The sequence below is a fragment of the Pseudomonas oryziphila genome, assembly GCF_003940825.1.
Taxonomy (GTDB): domain Bacteria; phylum Pseudomonadota; class Gammaproteobacteria; order Pseudomonadales; family Pseudomonadaceae; genus Aquipseudomonas; species Aquipseudomonas sichuanensis.
Map to the genome: position 1 here is coordinate 2,371,230 of NZ_CP034338.1, position 15,769 is coordinate 2,386,998.

At 64.2% G+C, this 15,769-nt stretch carries 13 protein-coding genes; 2 read left to right on the forward strand and 11 right to left on the reverse strand.

Annotated elements, in window-relative coordinates; translation table 11 throughout:
• Nucleotides 1–478: 478 nt before the first annotated feature.
• Together EJA05_RS11275 and EJA05_RS11280 are read right to left on the reverse strand one after the other, a co-directional pair.
• Entirely contained in the window at nt 479–1,066 is a 588-nt protein-coding gene (locus EJA05_RS11275; RefSeq protein ID WP_190306055.1) for a hypothetical protein, read from the reverse strand.
• A gap of 113 nt (nt 1,067–1,179) precedes the next feature.
• Nucleotides 1,180–2,088, reverse strand: a complete 909-nt coding sequence (locus EJA05_RS11280) for a LysR family transcriptional regulator (RefSeq protein ID WP_125858299.1) — start codon at nt 2,086–2,088, stop codon at nt 1,180–1,182.
• Nucleotides 2,089–2,463: 375 nt separating this feature from the next.
• On the opposite strand from EJA05_RS11280, the gene katG reads away from it, so the two are divergent.
• Nucleotides 2,464–4,692 carry a catalase/peroxidase HPI gene (katG, locus tag EJA05_RS11285; RefSeq protein WP_125858300.1) on the forward strand — a complete coding sequence of 743 codons (2,229 nt, stop codon included), beginning with the start codon at nt 2,464–2,466 and terminating at the stop codon, nt 4,690–4,692.
• Nucleotides 4,693–4,760: 68 nt separating this feature from the next.
• Here katG and EJA05_RS11290 read toward each other — a convergent pair whose 3' ends face one another.
• The 3 genes from EJA05_RS11290 to EJA05_RS11300 form a co-directional block, all read right to left on the reverse strand.
• Complete coding sequence (locus EJA05_RS11290; RefSeq protein ID WP_125463674.1) at nt 4,761–5,510, reverse strand: hypothetical protein; 750 nt, start codon at nt 5,508–5,510, stop codon at nt 4,761–4,763.
• A 64-nt stretch (nt 5,511–5,574) separates the two neighbouring features.
• Nucleotides 5,575–6,273 (reverse strand): hypothetical protein, encoded by a 699-nt coding sequence (locus EJA05_RS11295; RefSeq protein WP_125463675.1) that lies wholly within the window; start codon nt 6,271–6,273, stop codon nt 5,575–5,577.
• A 109-nt stretch (nt 6,274–6,382) separates the two neighbouring features.
• The gene (locus tag EJA05_RS11300) at nt 6,383–7,723 is read right to left on the reverse strand and encodes an MFS transporter (protein WP_125858301.1); all 1,341 of its coding nucleotides are present in this window, start codon (nt 7,721–7,723) and stop codon (nt 6,383–6,385) included.
• A 346-nt stretch (nt 7,724–8,069) separates the two neighbouring features.
• Here EJA05_RS11300 and EJA05_RS11305 point away from each other — a divergent pair, with 346 nt between their 5' ends.
• The gene (locus tag EJA05_RS11305; RefSeq protein ID WP_125858302.1) at nt 8,070–9,320 is read left to right on the forward strand and encodes an IS256 family transposase; all 1,251 of its coding nucleotides are present in this window, start codon (nt 8,070–8,072) and stop codon (nt 9,318–9,320) included.
• A 205-nt stretch (nt 9,321–9,525) separates the two neighbouring features.
• Here the strand turns inward: EJA05_RS11305 and EJA05_RS11310 are convergent, their stop codons facing one another.
• The 6 genes from EJA05_RS11310 to EJA05_RS11335 form a co-directional block, all read right to left on the reverse strand.
• Complete coding sequence (locus tag EJA05_RS11310; protein ID WP_125858303.1) at nt 9,526–11,679, reverse strand: TonB-dependent receptor; 2,154 nt, start codon at nt 11,677–11,679, stop codon at nt 9,526–9,528.
• Nucleotides 11,680–11,751: 72 nt separating this feature from the next.
• Nucleotides 11,752–12,159: a DUF2946 domain-containing protein gene (locus EJA05_RS11315; protein WP_125858304.1), complete on the reverse strand. Its 408-nt coding sequence runs from the start codon at nt 12,157–12,159 to the stop codon at nt 11,752–11,754.
• Between the two features lie 184 nt (nt 12,160–12,343).
• Complete coding sequence (locus tag EJA05_RS11320) at nt 12,344–13,213, reverse strand: metal ABC transporter substrate-binding protein (protein WP_125858305.1); 870 nt, start codon at nt 13,211–13,213, stop codon at nt 12,344–12,346.
• The gene (locus EJA05_RS11325) at nt 13,210–14,109 is read right to left on the reverse strand and encodes a metal ABC transporter permease (RefSeq protein WP_110995159.1); all 900 of its coding nucleotides are present in this window, start codon (nt 14,107–14,109) and stop codon (nt 13,210–13,212) included. The genes EJA05_RS11320 and EJA05_RS11325 overlap by 4 nt, the downstream gene beginning before the upstream one ends.
• Nucleotides 14,106–14,852 (reverse strand): metal ABC transporter ATP-binding protein, encoded by a 747-nt coding sequence (locus EJA05_RS11330; RefSeq protein ID WP_125858306.1) that lies wholly within the window; start codon nt 14,850–14,852, stop codon nt 14,106–14,108. The genes EJA05_RS11325 and EJA05_RS11330 overlap by 4 nt, the downstream gene beginning before the upstream one ends.
• The gene (locus EJA05_RS11335) at nt 14,849–15,760 is read right to left on the reverse strand and encodes a metal ABC transporter substrate-binding protein (RefSeq protein ID WP_190306056.1); all 912 of its coding nucleotides are present in this window, start codon (nt 15,758–15,760) and stop codon (nt 14,849–14,851) included. Before EJA05_RS11335 ends, EJA05_RS11330 begins: the two co-directional genes overlap by 4 nt.
• Nucleotides 15,761–15,769: the final 9 nt, after the last annotated feature.

Genomic DNA, 15,769 nt, shown 5'->3' on the forward strand with positions numbered 1-15,769 from the left:
TGGGACTGTCAGTTTTCTGTGTTAGGCCGGCAATGAGGCCGGCAACGCCCACGCTGAAATTGTGTCGAGCCAACAAGGCGGCTCCGGTGATGGCACAGGAGAGACTGGCCCGAAACAAACTGTGGGAGCGGGTTTACCCGCGAAGCGCCGCGCGGGCGGCGCTCGATCTTATAGGCGCTGCAAAAACACCGGCAGGCACCTGGTAGCCCTCACCCAGTCTCCCGTCATGCACTTGGTGGCCATTACCGAATCCTGATTACTCAGGGCCAGCGGTGTGGTGCCCAAGGGCCTGTCTTGAAATCGCATGAGGGCTACCAGGTGCAGGGCGACAGATCTGCAGCGCTCTCAAGATCGAGCGCCGCCCGCGCGGCGCATCGCTGGCAAGCCAGCTCCCACATTTGTTTCGGGCCAATTATGACTGTGAAAGTACCGCTGCCCGCCCTGGCGCATGGCTTGAGACGGGTATTGGCTGACCTGATCACACCGCCCCGCGCAACAACACCTTGAGCGATGCATCGAATTGGCGCAGCGCATCGGCCTGCACCGTCTGTTCCTCATCCAGCTGACGCACCAGCTCGACCCCCTCGACCGGCTTGCGTGACACCCCTTCGGCACGGCCGATATAGGTCAGCTGACCATCGAAGAAGCGTGCCGCCACGCTGGCCTGGATTGCCTCGTCCCCCGCACTGGCCAGCTTGCTCCGAGCTTCGAGCAGTACGATCACATCCGGGCGATCGGCCAGCAGGGTATCGAGGTCTTCATAAAAGGTGACCTCGGCAAATTCCTGGGCCAGGGACTGCGCCAACCATGCATAAGCCTGGTTGCCGCCCAGGGTAGCCACCGGCGTGCTCCTGGCCGTGCCGGGGGTGGCCTGGTCACGATGGCGTTGCAGGTAGTCCAGCGTTGCGGCGGCGTTGCGCCCGAGCAGCACGGCCACGTGCTGGCCGTGGCCGAGGGTGACGCTGGACAGCTCGGTGGCCGAATAGAAATGCCCGTAAGGTTGCGCGCCGGGCTGGTTGGCTGGGCTGGCACAACCGGTGAGGGTGGCGAGCAGGGCTGCGATCATGCCGGTTTTCATGGGAGAGGCCTTGTCGATGTGCGAATGGGGCCATTCTCCCGGCGGCCTGCCATCAGCGGAACTTGATGGCAAGCATGGTGGCTATCGACGAAGTTGATGGTTCAGCCTGGGCGGCCCATGAACTGCAGGATCCGCTCACGCAGCCAGCGCTCGGCCGGGTCGTTGTCGTGGGCGCTGCTCCAGGCCATCGACAGTTCGGCCTCGCTGATCTCGAACGGCGCCGGGTCGGCGCGCAGCCTGCCGTCATCGGCCAGGGCGCAGGCCGCGTAGTCAGGCACCGTGGCGATCATCTCGGTGTTGCGCAGCAGCGCGCGCAGGCTGCCGAACTGCGGTACCGCCAGCACCACCTTGCGGCAGCGGCCGATGCGCGCCAGGTCCAGGTCGATGTTGCCGCTCATGTCGCCGGAGAACGACACCATCACATGGGGGCGCGCGCAATATTCGTCCAAGGTCAGGGGGCCGGGGCGATCGTCGGCACGCAGCACCCGCACGCCGATATCGCGCAGTTTGCGGCGCTTGGCGTTGGCCGGCAGGTCGGTGGTGTAGCTGACCCCCACCGAAATCTCGCCCGAGGCCAGCAGGCCCGGCATCAGCAGGAAGTTGGCCCGGCGCACCACCACGCTGATCTGCGGCGCCTCCTCGCGCAGCGCTTCGAGCAAGGACGGGAACAGGCCGAACTCGGCGTCGTCCGACAGCCCCAGACGGAACACGTTGCAGCTGTTGGCCGGGTCGAACGCCTTGGCCCGGCTGATCGCCGCCGAGATCACGTCCATCGCCGGGCCCAGTTCATTGAAGATCTGCATGGCCCGTGGCGTGGGCTCCATGGCTCGGCCATTGCGAATCAGCAATTGATCGTCGAACAGGTCGCGCAGGCGAGCGAGGGCGGCGCTGACGGTGGGCTGGGTGATGAACAGCTTCTCGCCGACGCGGGTGAGGTTGCGTTCGATCATCAATGCCTCGAACACCACCAACAGGTTCATGTCGACGCGGCGCAGGTCGTTGCGATTCATTCGGAGGGCCTTGGGCGCGGGGAAATGGCAGATTCAAGCACAGTTCGTGCCGCTTGGCATGCGCCGATTTGCCCCGCCATCGGCCCTGACAGAGCCACGCTATCAGCCCTCAATAGCGCTTCTATTAGACCTCTGCCCAAGCTCGGCTAGTCTTTCCCGTGGCCCCGCGAAAAGCCGTCGCGGCGGGTGCCCGCGCGGCCGTCGGCAACCCCCTTGCCAGCGCCGTCACGCCACCCTGCGAGCCCATGTCGGCGCAGACCGACCACACCTGATGAGGGGTAGGCACGAGCCCTTGGCTCGGCTGATCGAACACCTGGCATTGCGTCTGGAAACGCGCCCGGAATCTGAAACGACCCGACCCAAAGGTAGAAGCAGATGTCGAACGAATCGAAATGCCCGTTCCATCAAACCGCTGGTGGCGGCACCAGCAACCGAGACTGGTGGCCTGACCAGCTCAATCTCAGGATCCTCCATCAACACTCGTCCAAGTCCAGCCCCGACCCGGACTTCGACTACGCCAAGGCGTTCAAGAGCCTCGACTTCCAGGCCCTGAAAAGGGACCTGACCGCCTTGATGACCGACTCCCAGGACTGGTGGCCCGCCGACTTCGGCCACTATGGCCCGCTGTTCATCCGCATGGCCTGGCACAGCGCCGGGACCTACCGCATCGGCGATGGCCGCGGTGGCGCCGGCTCCGGCCAGCAACGCTTCGCCCCGCTCAACAGCTGGCCGGACAACGTCAGCCTGGACAAGGCCCGGCGCCTGCTCTGGCCGATCAAGCAGAAGTACGGCAACAAGATCTCCTGGGCCGACCTGATCGTGCTCACCGGCAACGTCGCCCTGGAATCCATGGGCTTTAAAACCTTCGGTTTCTCCGGCGGGCGCGCCGATGTGTGGGAGCCGGATGAAGACGTGTACTGGGGTTCGGAAAAGGTCTGGCTGGGCGGCGATACCCGTTATGGCAAGGAGCAGGTCAAGGCCCAGCCGCCAGGGCAGGGCGACCTGGTGGCGGAGCCTGCCAAGCATGGCGAGGAGCAGAATCGCGACCTGTCGGCCGAGCGCAACCTGGAAAACCCCCTGGCCGCCGTGCAGATGGGCCTGATCTACGTCAACCCGGAAGGCCCGGAAGGCAACCCCGACCCGGTCGCCTCGGGCAAGGATATCCGCGAGACCTTCGGCCGCATGGCCATGAACGATGAAGAAACCGTGGCGCTGATCGCCGGCGGCCACGCCTTCGGCAAAACCCACGGCGCCGGCCCTGCCGACAATGTCGGGCCTGAACCGGAAGCCGCCGGGCTGGAACTGCAAGGCCTGGGCTGGAGCAACAAGTTCGGCACCGGCAAGGGCGGCGACACCATCACCAGCGGCCTGGAAGTGACCTGGACCTCCACCCCGACCCAGTGGAGCAACGAATACCTGAACAACCTGTTCAACTTCGACTGGGAACTGACCAAGAGCCCGGCCGGCGCCCACCAATGGCGACCGAAGGATGGCAAGGGCGCCAACACCGTGCCGGATGCCCACGACCCCGCCAAACGGCGCGCCCCCTCGATGCTCACCTCCGACCTGGCGCTGCGCTTCGACCCGATCTACGAACCCATCGCCCGGCGCTTCAAGGACAACCCCGACCAGCTCGCCGACGCCTTCGCCCGCGCCTGGTACAAGCTGATCCACCGCGACATGGGCCCGCTGGCGCGTTACCTCGGCCCGGAAATACCCAACGAAGAGCTACTGTGGCAAGACCCGCTGCCCAAGGCCGGCCCTCAGCCCAGCGACGCCGATATCGCTGCGCTCAAGGCCAAGGTACTGGCCTCGGGGCTGAGCGTCGGCGAACTGGTGTCCGCCGCCTGGGCCTCGGCCTCGACCTTCCGTGGTTCGGACAAGCGCGGTGGCGCCAACGGTGCGCGTCTGCGCCTGGCACCGCAGAAGGACTGGAAGGCCAACCAAGGCGTGGACAAGGTGCTGACGGCGCTGGAGAAAATCCGCAGCGAGGGCGGCAACAAGATCTCCCTGGCCGACCTGATCGTGCTGGCCGGCAACGCAGCGGTAGAGAAAGCCTCCGGCATCAGCGTGCCGTTCCGCCCTGGGCGTGTGGATGCTTCGCAGGAGCAGACCGACGTCGAGTCGTTCGCTGTGCTCGAACCGCTGGCCGATGGCTTCCGTAACTTCAGCAAGGACCGCTACAGCGTCAAGGCCGAGAAACTGCTGCTGGACAAGGCCCAGTTGCTGACTCTCACCGCGCCCGAACTGACCGTGCTGATTGGCGGCCTGCGCGTATTGGGTGCCAACCATGGCGGCAGCAAGGACGGGGTGTTCACCGACAAGCCCGGAGTGCTGAGTAACGACTTCTTCCGCAACCTGCTGGACATGGGCGTGGAGTGGAAGCCGACCTCGGCGGACAACGAGCGATTCGAAGGCCGTGATCGCAAGACCGGCCAGGTGAAGTGGACCGGTAGCCGGGTTGACCTGGTGTTCGGCTCACATGCCCAGCTGCGCGCCTTGAGCGAGGTGTATGGCAGCAGCGATGGCCAGGACAAGTTCGTCAGGGACTTCGTCGCGGCCTGGTCCAAGGTGATGGAACTGGATCGTTTTGATTTGAAGTGACACTTCAACGCTCGGGGGCGCTTGGCGCCCCCGTTGCGGATCAACTCATCCATTGTGTCTCAATGTTATTAGGTCTCCAAGGATCTGCATGGCGTCACTTTCTGAGGTCCATTGGCAGGAAAGTGCCCAGCTATGTGCTGGCTGGCGAAGCTGAATAGCGCCATCTCCACATCGGCACATGTCCAGGTACCGGCCTTGCGAAGACCTGCATCGATGAATGTCTGAGGGTGGGGGCATGCCTCAAGGATGCGGTTGGCGATATAACGAAGTATTGCCGTCCACAGTGTGAAATCCGAGGGCCAGTGTTTCTGTTGTGCTGGTATCCCCCAGCGGTTGTTCAGGTTGTCGGCGCGCAGGCTCAACCAGGCATGCTGTTTTGAAGCGCAATCGCCTTCGCCGAATACTCGTACGATGCGGGTATCAATGGCACCGAATCGGTCAGGGTAAGCGAATCGCAGTAGTTTGCTCTGGTAGGTGGGGCCTATGCCTTTCAATGGCTTCATGCAGGCAATCAGCATTTCGGCGGGACTGTCCTTGGTCAGCGCGGCGCCTCCGGTGCTGCTGATTTCGCCGCTCACATTCCTCCAGCCGGGAAGTGAGCCCCATTGCGCAACACGGCGCACTTGATTGATGGACAACTGGTTGAACGCGACTGGGGCAAAGTCGAGTTCGAGCGCGAGAATCTCGGGGAAACCGCTGGAAAAGTTATCACTGCCCCAGTTGTAAGCCACGTATAACGCTGGGAAATCATTGTTGTGGATGAAGTCGTCCAGCTCGATGCGCAAAGCGTCGGGTATGCCATGCAGTTCCTGGGGCATTGCTGTACTCCCTTGGTTCAGATGAAAGTTGCCAGCCGCTCGGGCTGAATGCCACGCAGATCGTTCAGCAAACCGCCAACGCCCATTTCTTGCGAGCTGGGGACAGTGGCGGGGCAACCTGTTGCAGATAATCGTCGGTCAACTCGAAGCGGTTCACCCTGCGGGTCTGGGAGCCGTCGTAGGACACACGTGAGAGCCAACGGTCATGCCCTCGGTTGATCCAGAGGTCCTCGAAGTGCTGGATTCGGGCATCGAAGAAGAAACAGAACTTCAGTTTGCGGGCTTTGTTGTAACTTTTACTGGGGAGATAGTTGATGAGTGTGGCGTACACATACGGCAGCAGCTTCGGGTCCAGGCCGACGTAGGCATAGACATTCAGCCGTTTGGCTTCTTCGAGTACGGTTATGAATTCGGCAAAGTCCAGAAAAGGCACCAACTCGGTGAGCTTGTTCCAGTAATGGTCCAAATGGGTCTGTGCAAACTCGCGATTGAGGCGTACCTGCTCGGGGTCGACTCGCGAGGGAGGCTTGCCCAAGTAGGGACGGGCGTTGGGTTGTTTGGTCGGGCAGTTCTGATCGGCGACATGATAGAAATGCCCATCGGCATGGTTATGCCCGGCCCGCGCATCCATCCGCCCCTTGCACACAGGGCACCTGCCACCCAGGTAATCGTTGGGGCGCTGGTAGCCCTGGTCGGCCGCGAGCTGGACATACTCATGATGGTTGATCATTTCATTGCGCAACGGATGAAGCACGTCGTACATGGTGGCACCTGGATATCGGAAAGATTGGATCCTATCTCAAGGGCCTTGATCGACACCATCTTCGAATGACGCCAGGTAGCCCTGTCCTCCAGCTCACCAGGGCTTGGTTTCAGAGCGTGGCTTGATGGTCATGCGCAGAGGGCGTTGGCGACTCTTGTGGGTCATGCAGCGAGATGCGCGACGTCTCCGGCAGCGCCGACCCACCGATCAACGCCAACATTGCAATCGCCACCAGATAGAAGGCTGGCGCCAAGCGACTGCCACTCTGCTCGATCAACCAGGTCGCCACCAGCGGCGCCGTTCCGCCGAACAGGGTATAGGCGACGTTGTAGGTGATTGCCGAAGCGGTATAGCGGCTGCGGGTGGGGAAGCACTCGGACAGCAGCGCGGCGGTGACCACGCCACTCATCAGCGCGCCCACGGCTAGCAGGATCACCCCCAGCAATGCCCCCGACAGCGAGCCGGAACTGGCCAGCCAGTAGGCCGGGAACACGGCCACCATCACCCAGATGCAGGTAAAGCCGATGGTACGCCGGCGCCCGACCCGGTCACAGAAAGCCCCGGCCAGCGGGCAGCCGACGGCGGCGAACAGCAAGGCGACGGTAGTCACCAGCAGCGCCTGGGCACGGCTGAGCTGGCCGACGGTCTGCAGGTAAGTGGCGAAGTAGGTGGTGAACATGTAGAACGACAGCGCCGTCTGCGAGATGAACGCACCCAGGTTGCGGATGGTACGGCCATGGTGGCGCAGGGTGTCGCCCAGCGGCGAGTGACTGTGTTGCTTGCCCTCGGCCATGGCCTGGCGGAATGCCGGGGTTTCCTCCATGCGCCAGCGCAGGTACAAGCCCACCAGCCCCAAGGGCGCGGCAATCAGGAAGGGCACCCGCCAGCCCCAGCTGTTCATCGCCTCGGCCGACAGGCTGGCCTCCAGGCCATAGGCGATCAGCGCCGCGCAGGCAAAGGCGGAGAAGGTCGAGACTGGCACGAAACTGCCGTAGAACGCTCGCTTGTCCTGCGGCGCGTGTTCCATCAAGTAGGCGCAGGCGCCTGCGTATTCACCCCCGGCGGAGAAACCCTGCAGGCAGCGGGCAAGCGTGAGCAGGGCCGGAGCCAACACGCCGATGCTGGCGTAGGTCGGCAACAGCCCGATCAGGGTGGTGGAGCCGGCCATCAGCAGGATGGTCAGCGACAGGATGCGCTTGCGCCCCAGCCTGTCACCGAGCGCACCGAACACGATGCCGCCCAGCGGGCGCAGGGCGAAGGCCACGGCGAATACGGCGAAGGTCTTGAGCAGGGCGACGCTGGGGTCTTGGCTTGCGAAGAACTGAGTGGCGATCAGTGTCGCCAGAAACCCGTACACGGCGAAGTCGAACCATTCGACGAAGTTGCCGATGGCCGAGGCGGCGATCACCCGGCGCAGGGTGGCGGGCGGGACCTCATGGGGGATGGACATGGATGTGCTCTCCGATGGTCTTGGCAGCCTGGGCTAATGCGGCGCAGTCGGGTGCGCCGTCGTTGTTGTCAGGCCAGTAGACAAGGGGTGTGCACGGGGTGCTGCTTTGAGGGCGACATTGGGATATCCGTTTCGACCGCGGTGCCTGGGGGAGGCGGTTCGATTGGCTGTCTTGAGCCTGGGTTGGGATTGCATGGCGGCCACCAGGGGTATGGCGACAGGTTTGCAGCGCCCTCAAGATCGAGCGCCGCCCGCGCGGCGCTCGATCTCACAGACGCTGCAAAAACACCGCTGGAGGGTGTCAGAAATTTTGTGTTCGGGCATACCATGAGTAAGAGGTGCATGCATGCCAACCAAAAAGAAACCGCTTCGAGAGTTACCGAAGGTCCCGAAAGAGCTGCTTGAACAGTTTTCCGCAACCCCACTGATGACCGCAGAGGCTATCGAAGAGGCTTCTGCCGCCTTCAAGAAAGCGTTGATCGAGCGGGCCCTGAACGCCGAACTTGGCCATCACCTGGGCTATCCTCCGGGCGCGCAGCGCCCAGAGGATGAGACCAACCAGCGCAATGGCACGAGTGGCAAGACAGTGCTGACAGGCGATGGCCCGCTACGGCTGGATATCCCTCGGGACCGTGACGGCAGCTTCTCGCCCATTCTGATCCCCAAGCATGAGCGCCGTTACACCGGATTCGATGACAAAATCATCGCCATGTACGCCCGTGGAATGACGGTCAGAGAGATCCGGGCCTTCCTGTCCGAGCAGTATGGAACCGACGTTTCACCCGATTTCATCAGCTCAGTGACAGACGAGGTCATGGAAGAGATTGGCGCGTGGCAACAGCGGCCACTGGAGCCGATGTACCCGGTCATTTTCTTCGATGCGCTGCGGGTGAAGATCCGCGAAGAAGGTCTGGTTCGCAACAAGGCCATTTACTTGGCCCTGGGCGTTCTCCCCGACGGGACGCGCGATATCCTGGGCATCTGGATCGAGAACACCGAGGGTGCGAAGTTCTGGATGAAGGTCTTTAACGACCTCAAGAAGCGTGGCGTCGAAGATGTGCTGATTGCCGTGACCGATGGCCTCAAAGGCATGCCAGAGGCCCTCAGCGCAGTGTTTCCAGAAACGACGCTGCAGACGTGCATCGTGCACCTGATCCGCAACAGCCTCGACTACGCGGCCTGGGACAAGCGGCGGGCTCTGGCCAAGGAGCTGAAGCCGATTTACCAAGCCATCAATGCCGAAGCGGCTGAGCAAGCACTCGATGAGTTTGAGAACGGGCCGTGGGGCGAGAAATATCCGACGGTGGTGGCTGCTTGGCGACGGGCTTGGGATCGCGTGATTCCATTCTTTGTTTTCCCGCCCGCCATCCGAAAGGTGATCTATACCACCAACGCCATCGAGAGCATCAATGCCCAGCTACGCAAGGTCATCAAGACTCGCGGACATTTCCCGAATGATGATGCAGCGACCAAACTGATTTGGCTGGGATTGCGCAACATCACAGCCAATTGGGGAAAACCGGCCCATGACTGGAAAAGCGCGATGAATCAATTTGCGATTCTGTACGGAGATCGGTTCATCAGGCCAGCCTGGTGAAAATCAGGGCCTGCCTAACGGCAGGCCGTTACCGGCCCGCACACAAAAAATCTGACAGTCCCCCTCAAGATCGAGCGCCGCGCGGGCGGCGCTCGATCTCACAGACGCTGCAAAAACACCGCTGGGCACCTGCTGGCCCTCACCCCGTCTCCCGGCATGCACCTAGTGGCCTATACCCAATCGCTAGGCATGCCCGAAGAGCCCCCTAGAACCGCATGTCCATCGCCACCTCAAACGTCCTCGGGTCCCCCATGTAGTACTGGGTGTTGTACGCCTGCTTGGCATACACCTCGTCAGTCAGGTTGCGCACCCGAGCAGTCAGCGTGGTATGCGCATCCACCCGGTAGCGGGCAAAAGCGCCGAACAAGGTATAGGCAGGCGCTTCCAGGCTGTTGGCATTATCGGCATACACCGAATCGACATAACGCGCATCCACCCCCGCCGACCAGTCCGGTGTGAAACTGTAGGTCAGCCACAGGTTGCCAACGTTGGCCGGCACGTTGACCGGTGCATTGCCCTCGCGGGACACCGACTTGCCCGCCACTGCCTCGTTGAACTCGTCATAACGCGCATGCACGTAGGCATAGTTGGCCTCGGCCAACAGTTTCGGCGTCACCTGCAACCGCCCGGACAACTCGATCCCCCGCGAGGTCTGCTGGCCGGCCTGCACCGACTGGTTGGGGTTGCTCGAATCGGTCACGGCAAAGTCCTTGCGCACGATCTGGTACACCGCCACCGTCGCGGCACCCCGCCCATCGAGGAAGTCGAACTTGCTGCCGGCTTCCCATTGCTCGCCCTTGGACAAATCGAACAGGCCGACATTGGAGTAGGTCGCCGCCGCCAGGGAGCCTGCCGGCAAATCGGCGGCGGTGCTGTACTGCACATAGACGCTGGCCGCCGGGGTCAGCGCATAGGTCAGGCCGACCCGCCCGGACAGCGGCTCCCAGCGGCGTTCGAAGTAGGCCGGCGCAGTGGGCGTGACGGCGCCGTAGTTGGTCACCTGCATGTCCAGGTAGTCGTACCGCAGGGCGGTCAGCAGCGCCAGGCGGTCGGTCAGTTGCAGGCGGTTCTCGGCGAACAGCGCGCGGTTGGTGGTCACATGCCGGCGTTGCTTGCTCAGCCCGGTATTCACGCCGGGGATGGCGTAGAAGCTGCCGGGGTCGAAGTGGTCCGGGTTGACCGTGTCGCTCCAGCTGCCCGATTTCGGGTACAGGCTCTGGCGCATCTGCGACCAGTCCAGCCCCGCCGACCACTGGCTGGCCAGGCCGAACAGGCTGTTGTCGTGGCGCAGCTCGAGGCGGTTGCCCAGCACGCTCTGCTGGTGGCGCTGCAGGTAGGGGCTGGAGCGCGTCACATTGCCCGCGTTGTTGTAGCGGTAGCGCTCCAGGTTGCGGTAGTCGCGCTGGGCCTCGTACTGGTACAGGGTGTTGTGCAGGCTGGTGCTGTCGCTGACCTGGTAGTCGAGCATCGAACGCAGCCAGCGCACCCGCTGCTCGTAACGGCCGTCGGCGACGTTGTAGTTCTCGAAGCGCCGGCTCTTGTCGATCTTCATGGTGCTGCGCCCCGGCAGGATCGGCGAGCCCCAGTAGGGGCTGTCTTCCTTGTCCTCCTGGTACTCCAGCGCCAGGGTGTGAGTCAGGTCGGGGGTCAGGTCGCTGAGTAGCGAAAAGGCCAGGCTGTCGGTCTGCCGCTCATTGCGATCGATATAGCCATTGCCCTGGCTGCGGCTGAAATCCAGTCGGGCGAAGTGGCGGGCGTCGGCCGGGTTGTCGGCCAGCGCCTGGTTGATGCCGAAGGCGTATTCGGCGGCGTCGTAGCTGCCGTAGCGGATACGCCCGTCGACGATTTGCTGGTCGCGGCTGGCCAGCTTGCTGATGTAGTTGATCGAGCCGCCCACGGCGCCGGCGCCATGCAGGAACGACGACGGCCCGCCGAGCAGTTCGACACGGTCGATCACCCAGGCGTCCACCGGCCGGGTGGCGCTGCTGTAGCCCAGGTTGATGCCGTTGTAGAGCTGGGTCACCTGGTTCTGGGTGAAGCCGCGGTAGGTGACGAAGCCGCCGTAGCCGGGGTTGGCCGAGGCGTTCACGCCGGTCATGGCGTTGATCACTTCCTGGGTGTCGCGGGCGTCGCGCTGCTCGATCACCCGGCGGTCCGAGACGCTCACCGAGGCTGGGGTTTCCCGCGCCGTCAGGCCCAGGCGCGAGCCCGTGGCGATCGGAGTGTCCAGTTGCACGCCGCTGGGCGCTTCACGCTCGCCATCGACAGTGGTGGCGGACAGTTCGACAGGCGCGCCTTGCGCCCAGGCACAGTGGCAGGTGGCGCTCAGCACGAGCACCAAAGAGGTGTTGCGGATCATGTTGTAAGGGTTCCACGCAAAGGTCTTGGCAGGCCCGGCCCTCAGACGCGCGCACGGGCGCGCCTGCCAGGGTCAGGCGAAGTGTTCTGCTGCGGGGAACGGGGCAGGGGAGGCGCGGGGGTTGATGGCGTGGCGCAGGTAGCGTGGCGGCGGTTGCCCCCAGCTGCGGGTGACGATCGGCGCCGGGGCCTGGCCATGGGTGGCGGAGAAGGTCCAGCCGGCGCTGCTCAGTGGCACGGCCATGGCGAACGAGGAGCACACCGGGCAGTCGAGCTGCGCCATATGCTGGTCGCCACCGCCGCCGTCCAGGTCGATGGCCGGGCCATGGCCGCTGTCCATGCTGCAGTAACCGCCTTCCAGGCCGGACAGGCGCAGGCCGGTCATCTGGCCATGGTGCAAACCACACAGCAACAGGCTGAACAGGACGCTGGCGTAGAGCGTCCATGCGGTCAGCGAGCGTGTCCGACGAGTGGTTTTCATGGCGGCGAATCTACCATTTGGAGGGTTTCACCGGGTTTCGGCTTGGTGTGGTGGATTGTCGCAGGCGGTGTCGTTTCCTGTACCGGCCCTATCGCCGGCAAGCCGGCTCCCACAGGCATGGCGCAACTCTTGGTTCAGCGCTGTACCTGTGGGAGCCGGCTTGCCGGCGATAGGGCCTTGAAACTCAGCTGCTGCCCAACGCCTTCACCACCTGCTCGACACTGGCCTTGAGCCCCGTCACGGTGTCCTGCGGGTCGCTGTCGACCACCAGCAACTTGGCGCCACCGGCCTCGATCGCCGCCACCACCTTGGCATCCGGTTGGCGATGGTGCAGCACCAGCGCCACGTCTTGTTGCCTGAGGTTGTCGCTCAGTGCCTTGAGCGCGGCCTCGTCCCACTGCTCGTCGGCGTGCAGCGGCTGTTCGACCACATCCAGGTTGAGCCCACTGGCCAGATACCCAAGCCGCTCGGACAGGCTGACCACGCTGAGGTTATCGACCTTGGCCAATTGCGCCTGGCTGTTGGCGGTGAGTTCCAGCATTTGCCGCTTGAGCCCGGCCAGGTTGCCCTGGATCTTCGCCTTGTCCGCCGGCGACAGGCGCTCCAGGTCGTTGGCCACCACATCGGCCATGCGCCCCAGATTGGTCGGGTTGAGCCACGGATACGCAGAAAACGCTTGCTCGCCATTCACCGCGATGCCCGGCAGGGCGCCGTCCACCGGGCGCGCGGCGTCGATTTCGACGATGCGGATATTGCTGCGCCGGGCCATGGGGTAGAGCGGGTCGTCACGCCAGATCGAGCGCACGCCGATCACCGCGTCGGCCTGCTGCGCGGCCTTCTGCAGGCTGGCGCCGCCACGGCCCTCGAAGTACGACGGCTGGCGGCTGGCCGGCAGGTTGGCCGGGACGGCGCTCTTGAGCTGCACCGAGGTGCCATCGAGCAGGGCGGCCGCCAGGCTGTGGGTCACCGGCAGGGTGGTCAGCACTTGCGTGGCGTTGGCCAGCAGCGGCAGGCCGCTCAAGGCCAGGGCCAGGGTGAGTTTCTTCAGGGTCATGCCGGGTTTCCTTGCAGGCGGGGGACGAGGGCGCGGGCCAGGGCACAGAGGGCGAAGCACAGGCCGGCCACCAGGATGATCGCCGCGCCCGACGGCACCGGCAGGTCGAGCGTGATCGGCAGCAGGATGCCCAGCAGGGTGCTGACGGTGGCGATCAGCACCGAGATAAAGAAGAAGCCCTTGAGCGACTGGCTGACCAGCCGCGCGGCCGCTGCCGGGATCACCAGCAGGGCGCCCACCAGGATCGCCCCGATCACCTTCACCGAGGCCACGGTCACCAGCGTCACCAGCACCACGAACAGGTAGTCCAGGGTCTTCACCGCCACCCCGCGCACTGCCGCCAGCTGCGGGTTGAAGCTGGCCAGCATGATGCGGTTGTACAGCGGCAGCGCCAACGCCAGTACCAGCAGCGCGACGATACCCAGCACCAGCAGGTCGTGGGCGCTGACGGTGAGTACCGAGCCGAACAGCACGTTTTCCAGGATATGCACGTTGATCTTGCCGGCCAGCATCAGCAGCAGGCTCGCGCCCAGCGCCAGCGACACCGAGAGGAACACCCCGATCAGCGTGTCCGGCGACAGCCCGGTACGGTTGCGCAGGAAGTTGAGCAAAATGCCGAACAGCAGGCAGTAGCCGAACAGGCTGCCATAGGGGCCGGTGTAGGGTTCGCCCAGCAAGATGCCGATGGCCACGCCCGTCAGCGCGGCGTGGCCGACCGCCTCGGAGAAGAAGGCAAAGCGCTTGACCACCACCAGGGTGCCCAGCCCGCCCAGCACCGGGCCGATCATCAGGCCCGCCAGCAGCGCGTTGACCACGAAACCGTAGGCCAGCGCCTCCGGCAGATAACCCGCGCCGGCCCATTCCTGGACCAGTTGGCGGAACGCTTCGAAACTCATGAACGGCTCTCGCTGCGAGGGTGGACGGAGAACAGGCTGAGCAGGCGCTCGGGGGTGAGCGCTTCAGCCGGCGGGGCATCGAACAGCACCTGGCGGTTCAGCCCGGTCACCCGGTCGGCCAGGCGCAGCACCGCTTGCAGGTCGTGCTCGATCCACAGCACGGTGGTGCCGGCCTGGCGCCAGCCGTGCAGCAGTTGTTCGAACACCTGGATGCCGGCTTCATCGAGCGCCGACATCGGCTCGTCGAGCACCAGAAGCTGCGGCTCGGGGATCAGCCCCTGGGCCAGCAGCACCCGCTGGCGTTCGCCACCGGACAGCGCGCCCATGCGCCGCTTGCGCTTGTCGAGCATGCCAACCCTGGCCAGCGCCGCGTCGATGGCCGGGCGCACCCGCCGCGATAAACCTAGGAACGCCGGGCGGCGCTGGCACATGGCGGCCATGAAGTCGTCGACGGTCATCGGCAGGCCGCGGTCGAATTCCAGCGCCTGGGGCACATAGCCGATCACTTCATGCTCGCCCGGCCAGTGCAGGGTCAGCTGGCCCTGGTGCGGCATCTGCCCGAGCAGGGTCTTGATCAGCGAGCTCTTGCCGCCGCCATTGGGCCCGACGATGGCGTGCACGCTGCCAGGCGCGACATTGAAGCGCACGCCTTCAAGGATGCGGGTGCGGCCCAGGGTCAGGTCGATGCCATCGAAGTCGATGCGCGGCCCGCCAACGGCGCTGAGGTGGGCGGCGGCGGTCACGCGCGGTTCTCCTGGATGGCGCGGACCACGGTGTCGAGGTTGCGCTTCATTTCCACTTCGTACTTTTCCTTGGTGTATTCGCCATAGGAGATATGCGTGAGCGGGTACAGACGCACGCCCGATTCACGCTGGATGGTCTCGACGTAAGCGGAAGGGAAGTCCATTTCCGAGAAGATCACCTTCACGTCCAGCGCCTTGAGCTGGTCGATGGTCTTCTTCAACTGCGCCGGGCTTGGCTCGATACCGTGGGCAGGTTCCACCACGGCGGTCACTTCCAGGCCGAAGTCACGTACCAGGTAGTCGTAGGCGGCGTGGATGGTCGCCACGCGGAAGGTCGCATCCGGCGCCTGGGTCACCTGGGCCAGCGCTTCGGCGCGCAGGGCCCGCAGGCGCTTGGCATAGGCACGGGCGTTCTGCGTGTAGATCTTGGCGTTGTCCGGGTCGAGCTTGCCCAGTTCGCGGGCGATGTTGTTGACCTGGGCGATGGTCGCGCTGATCGACAGGAAGGTGTGCGGGTTGACCACCTTGCCAGCGCCACGGGCGGCGATACCGGTGGCCGCCAGCAGCGGCACGTTGGCGTTGGCCTCGATGGTCTTGATAGCGGGCTTTTCGCTGGCGGCGATCATGCGGTCGGCGAAGTCGTCATGGCCCACGCCATTGAGCACCACCACATCCAGGCTGCCGATGCGCTTGATGTCTTCGGCGCGCGGCTCGTAGGCATGGGGGTTGAAGCCGGCCGGGATCAGCGGCACCACCTCGGCCTTGTCGCCGACGATATTGCTCACATAGCTGTAGTAAGGGTGCAGGGTGATGCCGATGCGCAGCGGCTTGCCAGTGTCGGCGGCGGCCAGGGCAGGCAGGGCGCAGGCCAAAAGCAGCGCCAGGGTGCGGCGGGCGGAGCGGAACATGGGCAAATC